The organism is Leifsonia sp. T36S-04 (assembly GCF_042465655.1).
In the GTDB taxonomy this organism is placed as follows: Bacteria; Actinomycetota; Actinomycetes; order Actinomycetales; family Microbacteriaceae; genus Leifsonia.
Window position 1 is genome coordinate 2,269,617 of sequence record NZ_CP146286.1, and the last position, 15,456, is coordinate 2,285,072.

A 15,456-nucleotide genomic window follows, 5' to 3' on the forward strand; every position below is an offset into this window, starting at 1 on the left:
ATCCCTTCAGTTGGTGGAGGCCGCCGTCAGCGGCCCCGAAATCCGGCCGAGCGCGTCGCCGCTCAGGGGGCGTGCCGCCACCTTCGCCGCATAGAGCGCGGCGCCGATGTCCGGCTCGAAAACGGGAACCCGGAGGTCGTAGCCGTCGTGCAGCGCGTCCAGCGACCGGCTGAATGCGGCGAGCACCGCCTCGGAGCGGAACACACCTCCCGAGTAGGACACGGCCACCGCCTCCCCGTCCTCGTAGCCGAGTGCGAGACGGGTGGTGTCGACCAGCTCGGCGAACTCCGCCCCCGCGTCGGTGAGGATGCCGGCCGCGACGGCATCGCCGGCAGCGGCGGCCTCCGCGACCGTGGTCGACAGCGCGGCGATCCGGGTGCGCTCCTTCTGCCAGTCGGTGAGCACCAGGCCGATCGCATCCAGGTCGTTCCGAACGCCCAGCCGGTTCCGCAGCAGTTCCAGCAGCGGTCCGCGCGGGAGGCGTCCGTCGCTCATCCGTGTGAACGCGTTGAGACCGCGCGTGGCGATCCAATAGCCCGACCCTTCGTCTCCGAAGAGCTCGCCCCAGCCGCCGACACGCACGCCGACACCCTTCCGCTCGCCGTAGGTCATCGACCCGGTGCCACCGACGACGTTGATGCCGTCGCTCGCGCACAGGGAACCGGCCCAGCCGCAGATCATGTCGTTGACGCACAGGTAGCGGTCGCTGGCGAGCACCGACCGCGGGACCCCGTCGAGCACCGGCACGTCGGCACTCACCTCGCCGTAGCCCGTCAGGCCCACGACGGTGAAGTCGAGCCGATCGGGGGCGATGCCGGCCTGCCGGCAGATGTCCTCGACACCCTCCAGCAGGGTGCGCCTCACCGCCTCCACCCCGAGCCGGTAGTAGTCGCTGCTCGGCTGCTGGGAACGGGCCACGACGGTGCCGTCGGAGTCGAGCAGGAGGAAGGCGGTCTTGGTGCCGCCTCCGTCGATGCCGAGGAAGAGACTCACGCGGTCCCGCTTCTGTCCTCGCCGAGCGGGTGGAGGCGAACGCCCTTCACCACGCGGTTGACGTTGCCGTCCGGGAACGGGTTGTCCGGCGTCGTGCCGGCCCGGAGGGCGAACGACAGCGCCAGGATCTGCGCGACGACGACATACACGCTCGCCAGGAAGGCATCGTTGAGCTCATCGAGTCCCTCGAACGCGACCGTCCGCTCGCCGTCGACGACGACGCCGTCCGGGCCGACCGCGACGACCCGCGCCGGGTCGAGCGCGGTCCGGAGCTCGGCGAGGATGTCGAGGTCGTACTTGCGCGTGTACTCGTCGGAGGAGATGAAGACGACGACGAGCGTCCGGTCGTCGAGCACCGACTTCGGCCCGTGCCGGAAGCCCAGCGCCGAGTCGTAGTAGCTGACCACCTGGCCTGCCGTCAGCTCGAGGAGCTTGAGCGCCGACTCGCGGGCGAGCGCCGTCAGCGGCCCGCTGCCCAGGTAGACGACGCGGTTGCAGTCGAGCGTGGCGAGGTCGGCGATCGCATCCCAGCCCCCGTCGACGATGTTCTCTGCAGCTTCGATCAGCGGCTGCACCGTCTGAGGGTGGTCACCGCCGAGCGCCAGGAGCACGGACAGCAGCATCGACGTGAAGCTCGACGTCATGGCGAAGCCCTGGTCGTTCGCCCCGGCCGGCATGAGCAGCACGTACGAGTGCTCGCGGCCCTGATGCTCCTGGTTGAGCTGTCCCGCGGGATCGCAGGTGACGATCAGGTGGCTCACGTCGCTGAGGCACTCGTCCGCCAGGCGGGTCGCGGCGACGCTTTCGGGGCTGTTGCCGGAACGTGCGAACGAGACCAGGAGGGTGGGGATGTCCTCAGCCAGGAACTCCCGCGGGTTCGACACCAGGTCCGTCGTCGCGATCGCATCGATGCGCCGGGAGAGGAGGCGGGACAGCTCGGGAGCCGCGACTCCCCCGACGAACGCCGAGGTGCCGGCGCCGGTCAGCACCACGCGCAGCTCCGGCCGTGCCAGCAGCGGCGCGAGGAAGCCGTCCAGCCGCCCGCGGTCGGCCGCGATGTTCGCCGCGGCCTCCCGCCACACCTCGGGCTGGTGGCTGATCTCACCGACGGTGAAGCGAGAGCCTTCGCCCCCTGCGCGTTCGGTGGTGACGGAGCGTGATTCAGACAAGGAGTTCCCCCTGGTTCGTTGCGGTTGTCGGCAGTGTGCGAAGAGTGCGATCAGGTCGAACGCGGGTCGCCGGGCTCATGCTGCGAAACGGGCGTAGTGCGTCGGATCGACGGCGACTGCGTCGTCGAGGATCCGGCGGGCGGTCCCGGTGTCCGGCACGAGCGGGTCGAGCGTCAGGGCCTGCAGCGCGACATCCCGCCTCCCGGTGACAGCGGCTTCGACCGTCAGCTCCTGCTGATGGACCCGTGCGGTCAACACCGCCGCGATCGCCGCGGGGAGGCGTCCGACCGAGACGGGCTGGATGCCGTGCGCGCCGACGACCGCCGGCACCTCGACGACAGCCTCCGCGGGCAGGTTCTCGATCACACCGCCCGCGTTCGGCAGGTTCACCGCGAGTTCGACGTGCTCGGTCCCCGTTCGAAGCGCTTCGGCGATCGCGACCAGGCGCTCCGCCTCCTGGTTGCGGGTGGGCGCGAGCGGCTCGCTGCCGTCGGCCTGCGCTCGCAGCGACTCCCAGAGCCGCCCCTTCTCGTCGATGTACTCGCGCGTCATGTCCTGGCCGCCCTGCAGGCCCCAGCCGAGCTCGCCGTCCTGGTCGAAGTTCAGGTAGCCGGAGAAGAACTCGGAGACGTGCCGGTCACCCGGCGCGGGGTAGAAGCCGAAGGTTCGCATCAGGTCTGCCGAGACGGCGGAGTGGACGCCCTCGCTGCGGGAGGCAGGTGCGTCGCTCCCTCCGGCGCGGGACTCGACCACCTCGCGCAGCTGCGGGTAGAGGTCTCGAGATCCGGAGCGGATGTCGAGCAGCCAGCACAGGTGGTTCAGACCGGCGAAGCGGGCGCTCACGGTCGACGGGTCGATGTCGAGCCCGGCGAGGTCGGCGGCGAGCGCCGCCTGGGTATGCATGGTTCCGTGGCAGAGGCCCACCGCGTTCACCGCGGTGTGCTTGGTGACCGCGCGCACGTTGGCCGTGAGCGGGTTGCTGTAGTTGATGAGCTGCGCGGTCGGGGCCACGTCGGCGATGTCGGTTGCGATCGCGAGCAGCTCCGGCACGTGACGCAGTGCGCGGAGGACGCCGCCGGGGCCGACGCTGTCCCCGACCGTCTGGTGGATGCCGTACGCCTCGGGAATGTCCAGGTCGGCGCGCCAGCCCTCGGCGGAGCCGACCGCGATGGTCGTCGCCACGAAACGGGCGTCCCGCAGCGCTTCACGTCGATCGGCCACGGCCTCCACACGCATCGTGGAGCCGGCAGTGTCGGCGATCCGGCGGCCCAGGCGGGCCATCGTCTCGGCGGCTTCCGGAACCACGTCGACCAGGCGCACCTCGACGTCGTCGAACGTGCGCGAACCCGCGAGGTCGCTGAGCAGACCCGGCGTGAACACGGTGCTTCCGGCGCCGATCAGGACGAACGCCTCCTGTGTCATCGGACGCTCCCTCTCATTTGACGCTCCCCGTGAGGAGTCCGCTGACGATGTAGCGGTTGAGCAGCACGGCGATGACGGCGGGAACCGCCACGGCGATCACACCGGCAGCGCTCATCAGCGAATAGGGAACCGTGTGGCGCCCCTGCAGCGCGGCGATCACGACGGTCAGCGGCTGCGTGGACAGGTCGCTCGAGAGCACCAGAGGGAAGAGGAACTGCGCCCACGCCGACAGGAAGGTGATGATCGCGACCGAGACGATGCCGGGCCGTGCCAGGGGAAGAACCACATGCCATAGCACCTTCATCCGGCTGGCGCCGTCCACCTGTCCCGCCTCCTCGAGTGCGATCGGCAGGCTGCTCATGTAGTTGTGGAGGATCCACGTCGCCAGGGGCAGGAAGCCCGAGACGTACACCAGCACGATGCCCGTGTAGGTGTTCACCAGCCCGAGCGCCGACATCATCTGGTACAGCGGGATGAGGGTCGCATACGCCGGGAAGGCCATGGTCGCGAGCACGGCGAAGAACAGCACGGTGCGGCCGCGGAACTTCATGCGGGCGAACGCGTAGGCGGCCAGTGTGGCCAGCACGACGGTGACGATGGTGGCCGCCGTGCACTCGATGAAGATGTTCAGCATCGACTGGCGGACGGAGTCGGACAGGTCGCCGCTGCCGCCGAGCAGGGTGAAGTAGTTCTGGAGGGACGGCGTCGGCGGCAGGTAATTCGCCGGCTTCGCGCTGATCTGCGCATCCGTCTGCAGGCTCGTGTTGAGCACCCAGTACAGGGGCAGCAGGGTCCAGACGAGGATGAAGGCGACCCCGAGCGGCCGCGCGATGGAGCGTTGTCGCATCAGAACTCCACGGGTCGGTAGACGAGCCTCACCACGCCGAGCGAGACGATCAGTGTGGCTAGCGTGATGAGCAGGGACAGCGCATAGCCCTGACCGAAGTCGAGGTTCTGGAAGCTGATGAAGTACGTCTGCATGGTGACCGACGACCCGGTGGCCGCGGCGCCGTTGAGCACGTACGGCTGGTCGAAGACGTTCAGCGTCGCGATCACCGCCTGCACCATGGCGACGGCGATGCCCGGGCGCGCCAGCGGCAGCGTGATCCGGCTGAACATCCGGAAGCCGGTGGCCCCGTCGAGCGACGCCGCCTCGTAGAGCTCGCCGGGGATGTTCTGCAGCGAGGCCAGCACCAGCAGGGCCGACAGCGGCGTGATCTGCCAGACCTGCACCAGCTCGATCGCCAGGATGGTGACGAACTGGTTCTGGCCGAGGAACACCTGGTAGTGGTCGATCAGATGCAACGACGACAGCACACTGTTGAGGAGGCCGTTGTTGCTGTCCCAGATCCCCGTCCACACGATCCCCTCGACGACGCCGGGGAGCGCCCACGGCAGGATCAGGACGGCAACAAGAACGGACCGTCCGCGGAACGGCTTCTGCAGGGTCACGGCGAAGACGATGCCCAGCACCGTCGAGAGCACCACACCGATCACCACATAGAGCGCGGTGTTGCCCATGCTCGCGATGATCGCCGGGTCGGAGAACAGGGCGACGAAGTTGCCCAGCCCGGTGAAGCGGTCCGGCGGGTTGAGGGGCTGGATCTTGAAGAACGCCTCGACCAGGGTGATGCCCGCGGGCACCAGCGCCAGGCCGACGATGAAGATCGCGAGCGGCGCGACCAGGGCGTAGGGCAGGAAGTCCAGCCGGCGGACGATCCGTGAGCGCTGAGGGGCCGGCCCCCGCACGGGTCCGGAGGTTCCGGACCGGTGCGGGGCGGCGACCTGGGCGCTCATCTCCTTCCGCCGTTCGGGTCGGGGGCGGTCATGACGTCCTCCCTCAAGAGCCGCTCGCCAGCTTGTTCGCCTGGGCGGCGATCGCCTTGATGGCCGCGTCCACACTGATGGTTCCCACGGCGGCGGCATGGAGGTTGGTGCTCACCGAGCGCGAGAAGTCGGGGTACCACGAGGGCGCGCCGTCCGCGAAGACCGGCTTCGACTTCGTGAGCAGTTCGCTGAGCACGTCGCCCTGGGCGAGCTTGCCGTTCTCGGTGAGGATCTTCATGGCCGACAGCCGGGAGGGCGTCGGGTAGTTCGGCATCACCTTGTCCGGGCCGTTCGCACCGGCGAAGTCCGCCTGGTTCTGCGTGGCCGTGATCCACTCGATGAACTTGGCCGCCGCAGCAGGGTACTTGGCCTGCCGCGGGATGCCGATGCCGTCCGGGTTTCCCAGATTGCTGGTCGTGCCGTCGACGCCCGGGGTCGGGATGTACACCGTCTTACCGGTGACCGTCGAGGCGTCGGGCACGTCGTAGAGGCTGCCCACGTTGCCGGAGTAGTCCGAGAAGGTGGACGAGACGACGCCCTTGGCCATCAGGTTCTGCATTCCCTGCGAGTCGGTGACGTTGATGTTGCCGGCCGGCACCAGTCCCTGCTTCAGGCTGTCGACCATCCACTTGGCCGCCTTGTAGCCGCCGGAGTCCGGGCTCGTGAACTGCGGCTTGCCCTTGCCGTCGAGTACGGAGCCGCCGAACGCGTTGGCGGCCTCGTACCAGTAGGTCGAGAGGCCTTCTGCTGCGGCGAACGGGATGTTGAGGGGTGTGCTCGAGACGCCCTTCGCCTTGATCTGCTTGAGGTCGGCGGTGTACTCGTCCATGGTGGTCGGCATGGTGGTGATGCCCGCCTGGGCGAACTGCTCCTTGTTGACGGTCGTCACCATGTAGGAGGAGTCGAACGGGAGGCCCAGCACCTTGCCGCCCGACTGGAACGAGCTGAGCTGGGGCATGTCGGCCTTGAGCTTCTTGGTGTCGATGTAGGTGTCGATCGGGTAGAACCAGTCGAGCTTGCCCAGCTGGCCGACCCGCGACCAGTCGACGTCCGTGACATCGGCGAAGTAGGTCTTCGACGTGGCCGCGGCGGCGATCTTCGTCTGCAGGCTGTCCCAGTCGACCGTGGTCCACTTGACCGTGATGCCGGTGTCCTTGGTGAACGCGTCGAGCGCCGCCTTGGGCGGAGCCGGGTTCATCCACGCGACGGTGATCGTCGCGCCTTTCGTCTGGGACGACCCGCCGGCGGTTCCGGCCGTACCGCCGGAACATCCGGTCAGAGCGAGTCCGAGGGCGACGCCGCCGGCGATGAGCGCTTTCCGGGTCCGGCGTCTGGGTTCGAGCGTCATAGTGCTCCTCCTGGGGCGATGGGAGCGTGTCTGCGACGGTGCTGAGTGACACGCGATTGAGCATTGTCTACACGGCGCTGCGCGCGATTGCAAAGGAATTCACGCAGACGTAACAAGAATGGCCCTAATGAGCACTTTCACTGGTCCAGAGTGATTTTGTGCACATCATTTCTGCTCATTCGCTATAGTCGGCATGTGCAACGCAAAGAGCGGCTCCACCACATCGTGTCCTCTATCGTCGACAACGCCTCGATGGAGGTGCCGGAGCTCGCCGCGCAGTTCGACGTCTCCGAAGCGACCATCCGGCGCGACCTCGAGTACCTCGAGGAGCAGCAACTGGTGAGCCGCACGCGCGGCGGCGCGACCACCCACGTGGCCTTCAACGACCTTCCCCTCGGCTTCAAGACCTCCCAGGACTCGGAGGAGAAGCAGCGCATCGCCCGCAGCGCGCTCGCCTTCCTCGACGGCGCTCGGGTGGTCGGCCTGACCGGGGGCACGACGACCAATGAGTTCGCGCGTCAGCTCATGGGGCGCCGCGGCCTCACGGTGGTCACCAACGCGCTCAACATAGCGACGAACCTCGTCGGCAACCCGGGACTGCGGGTCTACGCGGCCGGCGGCGAGGTGCGCAGTAGCAGCCAGGAGGTCGTCGGCCCGAGCGCCGAGTCCTTCCTCTCGGAGTACAACATCGACGTGTCGTTCCTCGGCGTCGACGGCGTCGACACGCAGGCCGGCTGCACGAACTACGACCCGATCGGCGCGCGCGTCAACGGCGTGATGCGCAGCCGCTCGCGCACGACGATCGTCCTGGCGGACGCCACGAAGATCGGCCGCGTGGCGCTCGCGAGCGTGTGCTCTATGTCCGAAGTGGATGTCCTGATCACGGACACCCGTGCGCCCCAGTCCGCAGTCGACGCCATCCAGCGGCTCGGCTGCCGCGTCATCTGCGCCTAGAGACCCTCCAGCGCCATTCGCCCGATACGCGCAGTTCTGAATGCAATTCATGCACGATAATTGTGCGGTTTATGCGCGCATGCGATAGTGAACTGCATGGTGGAAGTCGTGTGAGGATCGGCATCCTGGGCACCGGGCCGATGACGGCTGTGCTCGGCGCCGGCTGGTCGCGCGCCGGCCACGAGGTGGTCATCGGCTCCCGGGACCCCGCCCGCGCGCGGCGGCTCAGCGAGCGTCACGGCGCGGCCGGCGGGATGGCCTATCAGGAAGCCGCCCGTTCCGACGTCGTCGTGATCGCGGTCCACGACACCGAGGTGCTGCCGATCGTGGCGTCCCTCCGCGACATCCTCGCCGGCGTCATCGTCATCGACATCAACAACCCGATCGACCCGCCCGCCTACGAGAGCCGGTACGCGGGCGGGGCCTCGCTCGGGGAGCGCCTCGCCGACGCGGCGCCCGGCGCGAGGGTGGTCAAGGCGTTCAACACCGTCTACGCCGAGCGGCTCGCCGAAGGGACCCACGAGCCCTCGGGCCCGGTACAGGTGCTCCTGGCTTCGGACGACCAGACCGCCAAGGAAACTGTCGCCGTCCTCGTCGGGCAGCTCGACGCCGAGCCCGTCGACGTAGGACCGCTCCGCGTCTCCCGTCACCTGGAGGCGCTGGCCGGATTCGAGGTCGACCTCGTCGAGCGCGGCTTCGCACCCGTGGTCGGCTTCCGCCTCGTGGTCAGCCCCGGAGAGTCACCGCGACGTCCTTCCACGTAGCGGCCGCGTTGTAGGTCCGCATGCCTTCTACGGTCCGAGGCTATGCATCCACCACGCCAGACATCATCAACCTCTCATTGGTCGCGGAAACACGAGGCGAGCCCAGTCGGTGCCGTGCTGCGCCTCGCTTCCGCCGCGAGAGTTGACGTTGCCCCCAGCGGACGCACACCGGGTAGTGATCCCGTGCCGATTGCACGGGATCACCACCAGACGATGCGAGCATCGATCAGCGGACCACCGTTAGCCGATCGATGGCGACGTTCGCGGAGGATGCAGACTTGATTCGCACGGTGTTGGTCCCGGATGTGAGTGCCAGTCCGAGCGTCTTCGTTGCTACGGCGGTGGCGGACCCCGTCGCCGGAAGATTCACCGTGATGGCGGTGCCTCCGTTCACCTGGACCTGCACGGTCTGCGCGGTCGTGCTCGCGTAGTCGAGTCGGACGGTGTGATTGCCCGCACTCGCAACCGTCAGCCCGGTGATGTCGAGAGTTCCGGTACCGCTGAGTGCGGTGACCGCGGAACCACCTGAGCAGCCGGTGCAACCCGTCACGGCGGCTCCTCCACCGCGTACGTTGCCGGCCGACTCCGCTTCGGTGGACCGCTCGATGGTCAGTGCGTCGATGTCCGGCGCGAAGGCACTGGGGTTGTCGAACTTGATGGTGTTGTTACCGGCAGCCAGCGGCACGTCCACGCTCCACTTGTTGACAAACTCCCACCCGCCGGAATCGGGCAGGCTCTCCGTGCTGAGGACCGTCCCGTTCACGGTGATGCGAACGGACCGGGGGTCGGCGGACGTATAGGTGAACGTCATCCGGTGGGTTCCGGCTGTGGAGGCGGTCACGTTGTTGAACTGGACGGAACCGCCCGATCCGACGTTGCCGACTTTGGAGCCGCTGGAGCACCCCTTGCACGCCTGAGCCGATGCGCCCGCGAGCGTGTTCGCCGCCGACTCGGCCTCGTAGCGCGCATCGGCGCTGCCGATCTGCGGCAATGGCGTCTGGGAGATGTGCACGGCGACACCGCCGGTAGCGATCTCCGGCAGGGACAGAGTGGTGGCGCTGGTGACAGTCTGGGTGCTGACCTGCACGCGGCCCGACGCGTTGTCCGAGAAGACCGTCGCGGTGTACGAACCAGAGCCGAGGAAGGTCAGCGGCACGGACGCAGTACGCGCCGGAGAGGTCATGCCAGCGACGAACCAATCACTGCCAGAGCGCCGGGCCATCGTGATGTGATCTCCGGGGAAGCCCTCCACGACCTTCGTCTCGTCCCACTTCGTCGGGATGGCGCGCATCAGGTGACGCCCGGGCCACTGCTCATACGCGGCCGCGGAATCCGCGTAATTGATCATGCCCGTGTTGTAGACGATCGCCTGCGCCAGTGTGTGGGCCTGCGTGAGTACGGAGGCGTTCTGGGAGATCATCGCCGGCGTGTGGTCCATCGGACCGATGGGCCCGCGGGTGAATGGGTACGTCACGTCGGCGGCCGCGGTCGTGGGCGGCGGGTACTTGTAGTGCTCGGTTCCGGCGACCGCCTCGGTGGTGAGCACCCAGGGCCACGTCCGGTTCTCTCCGCCGGGCTTCGTGCTCCCGTGGAGGTCGAGCATCATCTGCCCGGCACCGGCCGCGTCGCCGATGGACTGGTACCACTGCTGCACGGCCTGCGAGTCGCTCAGGAAGAAGTCGACCTTCAGACCGTCGACCCCGTACCCTTTGTGGTCGGTGACCAGCTTGGTCGCGGCCGCCGGGGTCTGCCCAGCGTCGGCTGTGACCCAGGCGAAGACCTTCACGCCCTTCTGGTGCGCATAGGCGGAGATGGCCGGAAGGTCCACCGCGGGCACATAGCAGCAGTCGACGGTGACGTACTCGAAGCCCATCGAGGCTGCGAAGTCGACCATCTGCTTCTGCTTGTTCAGGTCGGACGCGCTGTCCTCATCGGTGTACCAGGACCAGGCGGCGCGGCCGGGTTGCACCCACGAGGGAGTGGATGCTGCGGGCGGGTTGAGGTTCTGCACCAGGTCGCTGTTGTAGAGCTTGTCGAGGTTCGAGGCGATGATGGCGGTGCGCCACGGCGTCTGGAACGGATAGGTCGTCGCGATGGGGAAGCCCTGGTCGGGGGTGCGCGCCACATTCAGCAGCCCGGTGCCCGCACCGTCGCCCTTGAGCATCGCGGGCGCATAGCTCGCGTTGGCGTTGTAGACGTTCGCCTCGCTGATCAGCGTGTAGTAGGTGTTGCTGTTCACCGAGATCAACGCAGGCATAGTCAGGTTGGTCCCCGAGTTGAGGCCGGCGACATTGCGGTAGATGTAGTCCTGCTCGTAGTTGGCGTTCCACGGGGCGGCCCAACCGCCGTCGCCGGCGTTGAGCCGGAATCCTGTGCTCTCGCCGGTGATGCTGGCGGAGCCAGAGCCGGGGATCCGGTAACGGAACGCGATGCCGTCGTTGTATGCCCTGGCGATGACCTGGAGGGTCGCGCCGGCCTTGGTGTAGGTCAAGGTCATTTCGCGGCCGTCGTTGGTGTAGCTGGGCTTCGTCCCGGCCGGGAGCGAATACGTCTCGGTGATCACCGCACGGGCCTCTCCCGTGTACGTGAGTCCGCTGGTGAAGTCGGTGCTGCTGGTGGTGATGCCGAGCGGCGACGAGCCGAACACCGTCGTGGTGCCTGCGGTGACGCCGTAGGCGAGTGCGCCGCTGGTCTGGTCGGTGATGGTGAGGTTGATCTGCCCGTCCGGCGAGGTGATGGTGTGCGTGACGAGCGCGGCGGCCGGGCTGGCTGTGAACAGCGACAGCCCGAGCGCCGCGGCGGCCGCGGCTCCGATGGCGGTGAAGAGGGGACGTCGTCGTCCCGGTCCGTTTCGCATGGTTCCCCTTCTCTGGTGAAGTTGCTCCGAGGCTAGGAAACGACCGGACCGGGGTGGAATGCGCGTTCTGCCTCGCCGGCTGGACGTTCCGACTCGCTTGCCGACAGCGCCTGCGCCCGGAACAACAGGAGCTCCGGCAGCGACGTCGCGAAGTAGTCGGGTGCGGCATCCGGGTCGACGGGATCCGGGAGCGGACGGGCGTTCGCGATCGCGCGCGCGGCCTCCGCCCGCTCAGAATCGCCGAGCAACGCGTAGAGCGTCGCCAGCCGTTCGTGGATCTCCGCCGTCGGTGCGAGCGGATGGCGGGCCTCTCCCAGCGAGGCCGGCGGGGTGAGCGCCGCCTCGGCGTGGCGGAGCGCCGCTGCGAGATCGCCGTCGGCCTGCGCCTGTCGGCTGAGCGCGAGCGCGACATGCTCCCAGGCGGCGAGCGCGAGTCCCTCGCCGCCCTCCCAGGGGGCGAAGCTGCGCGAGGTGAGGATGGCGTGGGCTTCGCCGGCCCTTCCAATGGCGACCAGCAGCTCGACGAACGAGATCGTCAGGTCGTCGCGCTCGAGGACGAGTTCGCGGGCGTCCTCGAGAAGGCTCAACCGGTATTCCGCCGACGCGCCTATGAGCGCGAGCAGCTGGTCCCGTTCGTAAAGGAGGCGGGCGGAGGGGTGCACGTCGAGCGCCTCGGCGTACCACCCGAGGGCGTCGTCGGCGGTCCCGTGCAGGTTGACGGCGGCGACGGCCGCGTTGCGCAACGTCACGGCGTCGGCCGCACCTGCGTCGATCGCCCGCCGCCAGAGCTGGAGCGCCTCCTCCTCCCGGCCGGCATCGTAGAGGAGCATCCCGAGCAGCGCGCCGGCGCGGTGATCGCCGGGGTCCCGTTCGAGGACGCTGCGGAGCATGTCGTGGTCGTCCAGGCCAACCGGGAAGCAGCGGCGGGCGTCAGTGCTGCGCGCCTCACTGAGCGCGCCATCCGCCTCTGCCGTCCTTCCCTGCCATCGCAGAACGACGGAGCGATGGAGGTGAGCGAGCGGACGGATGTTGCCCGACGGGCCGGTCGGTCGCTCGGCCGCCTCCACCAGCAGGATGATCGCCTGATCCGCCTCGCCCGTGGCCGCGAACTCGAGTGCGACGTCGATGAGAGTGCGGCCGTCGGCTCTGAGCGGCCGGCCGGCGAGGGCGAGGGCGACCTGGTCGAGAGGGTCGACGGCGAGCCATTCAGCGAGGTGCTGCTCTGCGAGTCCGCCGCGGCCGAGGCGCCGCTCGAGGATCACGCGGAGGGCGAGGGCGCGCGAGTCGGCGGTATTGATGGCAAGCGCGCGGTCGACGGCCGTCAGGGCAGCGTCGTCAGAGCCGCTCCGGGCGAGGATCCTCGCGATCTCAAGCTGCGAGGGTGCGAGCCATCGCACGTCCCAGGCGGCCTTCGCGAAGGCGTCGAGGGCGGCAGGCTCGCGGCCGGTCCGCACGAGCACCAGTCCGAGCAGGTACCGTGCCTCGCCGTCGCGCGGGTTGCCGTTGCGTCGTGTCTGGCGGGAGAGGGCGCGGCGGAGGTGAGCCTCCGCGTCGGCGTAGCGGCCTCGGCGGAGGAGGTGCTCGGCGAGCGCGGTGTTGCAGCGGCTGTCCAGTTCGTCTCGCCGGAGCGCCTCCTCCCAGTACGGGAGGGGCGACCGGGTGGGATGGCGGTTCTGCGCGAGATGGACGCCGGTGAAGTAGAGCTCGTCCACGCTCGCGATCTCCTGGGGCGCCGGCGGTTCGGTCGCGGTCCAGGGCTCCTCGGCGTCGGATCCGGCGCGCGGTCGCCAGGCGATGAGGACGCGCCCGTCAGCGTCTATGACCCGAAGCTCATGCTCTGCCGGGTGGGCAGACGGGGTGGCGGTGTCGAAGAGGAAGGGCCTCCCGGGCGCGACCTGGACTCGCTCGTCGACCACGGTCTCGCCGTTGGCCGTGACTGTGACGCGCACGTCGGTCTCGGACACGAGGCAGACGCCGCCGGAGACGGTACCGTCGGCCACATCGAGCCGGACGGCCGCCTCTTCCGTGGCCTGGTGCGCGGGCCCCATCGCGTGGATCGGGTACCAGCGCTGCCGGAACTCCTTGGTCTCCCCCGGCTCCAACCAGGCGAAGTCCGGCTGGTTGTCCGTATAGACGCCGGCCATCAATTCGATGTAGGGACCGTCTTGGTCGGTGAGGAGTCGGTCCCATGCGTGCCCGAATGGCGCGTCGCCCCAGGTCCACTGCTTCTTTCCCGGCGCGATGTGGCGGTCGGCGACGTGGACGAAGCCGGCGTGTGCTCGGTGGTCGTAACCGCCGAAGAAGTCGTCCTCGGTGTCGGTCACCATGTACGAGGTCGGGACGGGGATGTTGCGGTAGAAGTCCAGACGGTCGGCGCCCGTGGCGTGGCGAGCCGGGTAGTCGACGCCGTAGTACGGGCGGTCGGCTTCCGGGAAGGCGGTGATGGCGCGGCGGGCATGGTCGGCGACGTAGGCGACGTCGGTCGGGAAGAACGACTGGTAGTCGTCGTGCACCCGCGCAGCCACGTTCGCCCACCAGAGAAAGGTCTGCACATCGCTCGTCCGGTTGTGAAGCCTGACGACCAGCTCCACCACGGCCCGGTCGGGATGCAGACGTACCCCGTGCATGCCCTTCATCCGAGTGAACGGATCGTGATCGGAGCACCACACAGTCACCGAACCGTCCTCGTGCTCCTCGATCGACGTTTCCACCGGCAGGAACGTCGCCGGTCGGTGGTGCTGCGGCCAATTGAACTCGACTCCGCCGGAGATCCACGGCCCTGCCAGGCCGACCAGCGCGGGCTTGATGACGCTGTTGCGGTAGAAGAAGTCGTAATCCGCCGTCTTGTCGTACCCGATATGGATGCGGCCGCCCAGCTCGGGCAGCACGACCAGCCGGATCCACCGGTTCTCCAGATGGATGGCCTGCCACGTCCGGTCGGTCGGCTCCGCGGCCACCCGGTCGATGAACGGGATCGGGTACACCCGCCCGCTCGAGCCCTGGTATACCCGGCGGTCGAGGAACATCGGGAACTCGTCCGGCTCCCCCGGCTCGTACGTCGGGATGGTCAGGTCGGCACTCCAGGCGACGGCTCCGCCGGCGGCGAGTCGTTCGCGGAGGTGTTCGGGAGCGTCGGGGCGCAGAGGATCGCTGAGCATGCCTCCATCCAATCGGCGCGGTAACCGCCGTGGAATGCAGGTTGAGCGAACACCCCTGGACAATTCGACGATGCTGCCCCCAGAATGTCCCCGTGCCGATCGAAGAGGGATTCCGGGGGCAGCGACTCGTCGTCGTGCCGCGCCCGGTGGTCTCCGACGCCCTGAGGAAGCCGGTGACCAGGCGCCTGCTCGTCACGGACGTCGGCTACTACCCGGACGCGCTGGACCACCAGATGAGCAGACCGCGCGGCACGAACGAGACGATCGTCATGGTCTGCGCGGCGGGCACCGGGTGGGCGCGGATCGGCGATGCCACGCACCGCATCGGCAGCCAGCAGGCGATCGTCATCCCGCGCGGGGTACCCCACTCGTACGGCTCGGACGAGACCCACCCCTGGACGATCTGGTGGGCGCACCTCACCGGGACCGACGCCCCCGAACTGGTCGAGGGGATGGAGGTCACGGCGGCGCGCCCGCTGCTGCGCGTCCGGACGATCGAGCGGGCGGTCGCGCTCCTCGACGAAATCGTCACCAACCTCGAACGCGATCAGACCCCCGCGCGTCTGATGGCGGCCTCGGGAGCCGCATGGAAGCTGCTCACCCAGCTCGCGGTCGACCGGCTGCTCCCGGCTCCGGACGACCCGCTGCAGCGGGCGATGAACTACCTCAGCGACCGCCTCGACGGCACCGTCCGCGTGCCGGAACTCGCCCGGCTGGTGGGCGTCTCCCCGACGCACCTGACGTCGCTGTTCCGGCGAGCCACCGGCGGCGGCGTGCTCGCGCACCACACCGCCCTGCGGATGGCGCGCGCCCGGCAGCTCCTCGACACGACGGATGCGACGATCGCCGAGGTCGCGCGCGACGTCGGCTACGACGACCCGTTCTACTTCTCGCGCCACTTCCGGCGGCATCACGGGATGAGCCCATCGGCCTTCCGCGCGCGCGACGCCTGAGCGCGGGGTTC

General features: G+C 68.7%; 11 protein-coding genes. 3 read left to right on the forward strand and 8 right to left on the reverse strand.

Annotated features, from left to right (window positions below; translation table 11 throughout):
• Nucleotides 1-6: 6 nt before the first annotated feature.
• The 6 genes from P3F85_RS11085 to P3F85_RS11110 form a co-directional block, all read right to left on the reverse strand.
• On the reverse strand, nucleotides 7-993 hold the full coding sequence (locus tag P3F85_RS11085) for a BadF/BadG/BcrA/BcrD ATPase family protein (protein ID WP_374007497.1): 987 nt from the start codon (nucleotides 991-993) through the stop codon (nucleotides 7-9).
• On the reverse strand, nucleotides 990-2,162 hold the full coding sequence (locus P3F85_RS11090; protein ID WP_374007498.1) for an SIS domain-containing protein: 1,173 nt from the start codon (nucleotides 2,160-2,162) through the stop codon (nucleotides 990-992). The genes P3F85_RS11085 and P3F85_RS11090 overlap by 4 nt, the downstream gene beginning before the upstream one ends.
• A gap of 75 nt (nucleotides 2,163-2,237) precedes the next feature.
• Nucleotides 2,238-3,584, reverse strand: coding sequence for a hypothetical protein (locus P3F85_RS11095; protein ID WP_374007500.1), 1,347 nt, complete (start codon nucleotides 3,582-3,584; stop codon nucleotides 2,238-2,240).
• 13 nt (nucleotides 3,585-3,597) lie between these two features.
• Nucleotides 3,598-4,431 carry a carbohydrate ABC transporter permease gene (locus tag P3F85_RS11100; protein WP_374007501.1) on the reverse strand — a complete coding sequence of 278 codons (834 nt, stop codon included), beginning with the start codon at nucleotides 4,429-4,431 and terminating at the stop codon, nucleotides 3,598-3,600.
• Nucleotides 4,431-5,381 carry a carbohydrate ABC transporter permease gene (locus P3F85_RS11105; RefSeq protein WP_374007502.1) on the reverse strand — a complete coding sequence of 317 codons (951 nt, stop codon included), beginning with the start codon at nucleotides 5,379-5,381 and terminating at the stop codon, nucleotides 4,431-4,433. The genes P3F85_RS11100 and P3F85_RS11105 overlap by 1 nt, the downstream gene beginning before the upstream one ends.
• 43 nt (nucleotides 5,382-5,424) lie before the next feature.
• Nucleotides 5,425-6,759 (reverse strand): ABC transporter substrate-binding protein, encoded by a 1,335-nt coding sequence (locus P3F85_RS11110; RefSeq protein ID WP_374007504.1) that lies wholly within the window; start codon nucleotides 6,757-6,759, stop codon nucleotides 5,425-5,427.
• 195 nt (nucleotides 6,760-6,954) lie between these two features.
• Between P3F85_RS11110 and P3F85_RS11115 the strand changes: the two genes are divergently transcribed.
• Nucleotides 6,955-7,713: a DeoR/GlpR family DNA-binding transcription regulator gene (locus tag P3F85_RS11115; RefSeq protein ID WP_374007505.1), complete on the forward strand. Its 759-nt coding sequence runs from the start codon at nucleotides 6,955-6,957 to the stop codon at nucleotides 7,711-7,713.
• 110 nt (nucleotides 7,714-7,823) lie between these two features.
• On the forward strand, nucleotides 7,824-8,477 hold the full coding sequence (locus P3F85_RS11120; protein ID WP_374007506.1) for an NADPH-dependent F420 reductase: 654 nt from the start codon (nucleotides 7,824-7,826) through the stop codon (nucleotides 8,475-8,477).
• 226 nt (nucleotides 8,478-8,703) lie between these two features.
• On the opposite strand, the gene P3F85_RS11125 is transcribed toward P3F85_RS11120, so the two are convergent.
• Together P3F85_RS11125 and P3F85_RS11130 are read right to left on the reverse strand one after the other, a co-directional pair.
• Nucleotides 8,704-11,334 (reverse strand): glycoside hydrolase family 97 N-terminal domain-containing protein, encoded by a 2,631-nt coding sequence (locus tag P3F85_RS11125; protein WP_374007507.1) that lies wholly within the window; start codon nucleotides 11,332-11,334, stop codon nucleotides 8,704-8,706.
• Nucleotides 11,335-11,366: 32 nt separating this feature from the next.
• Nucleotides 11,367-14,492, reverse strand: coding sequence for a DUF5107 domain-containing protein (locus P3F85_RS11130; RefSeq protein WP_374007509.1), 3,126 nt, complete (start codon nucleotides 14,490-14,492; stop codon nucleotides 11,367-11,369).
• A gap of 92 nt (nucleotides 14,493-14,584) precedes the next feature.
• Here P3F85_RS11130 and P3F85_RS11135 point away from each other — a divergent pair, with 92 nt between their 5' ends.
• Entirely contained in the window at nucleotides 14,585-15,445 is an 861-nt protein-coding gene (locus P3F85_RS11135; protein ID WP_374007510.1) for a helix-turn-helix domain-containing protein, read from the forward strand.
• Nucleotides 15,446-15,456 lie beyond the last annotated feature (11 nt).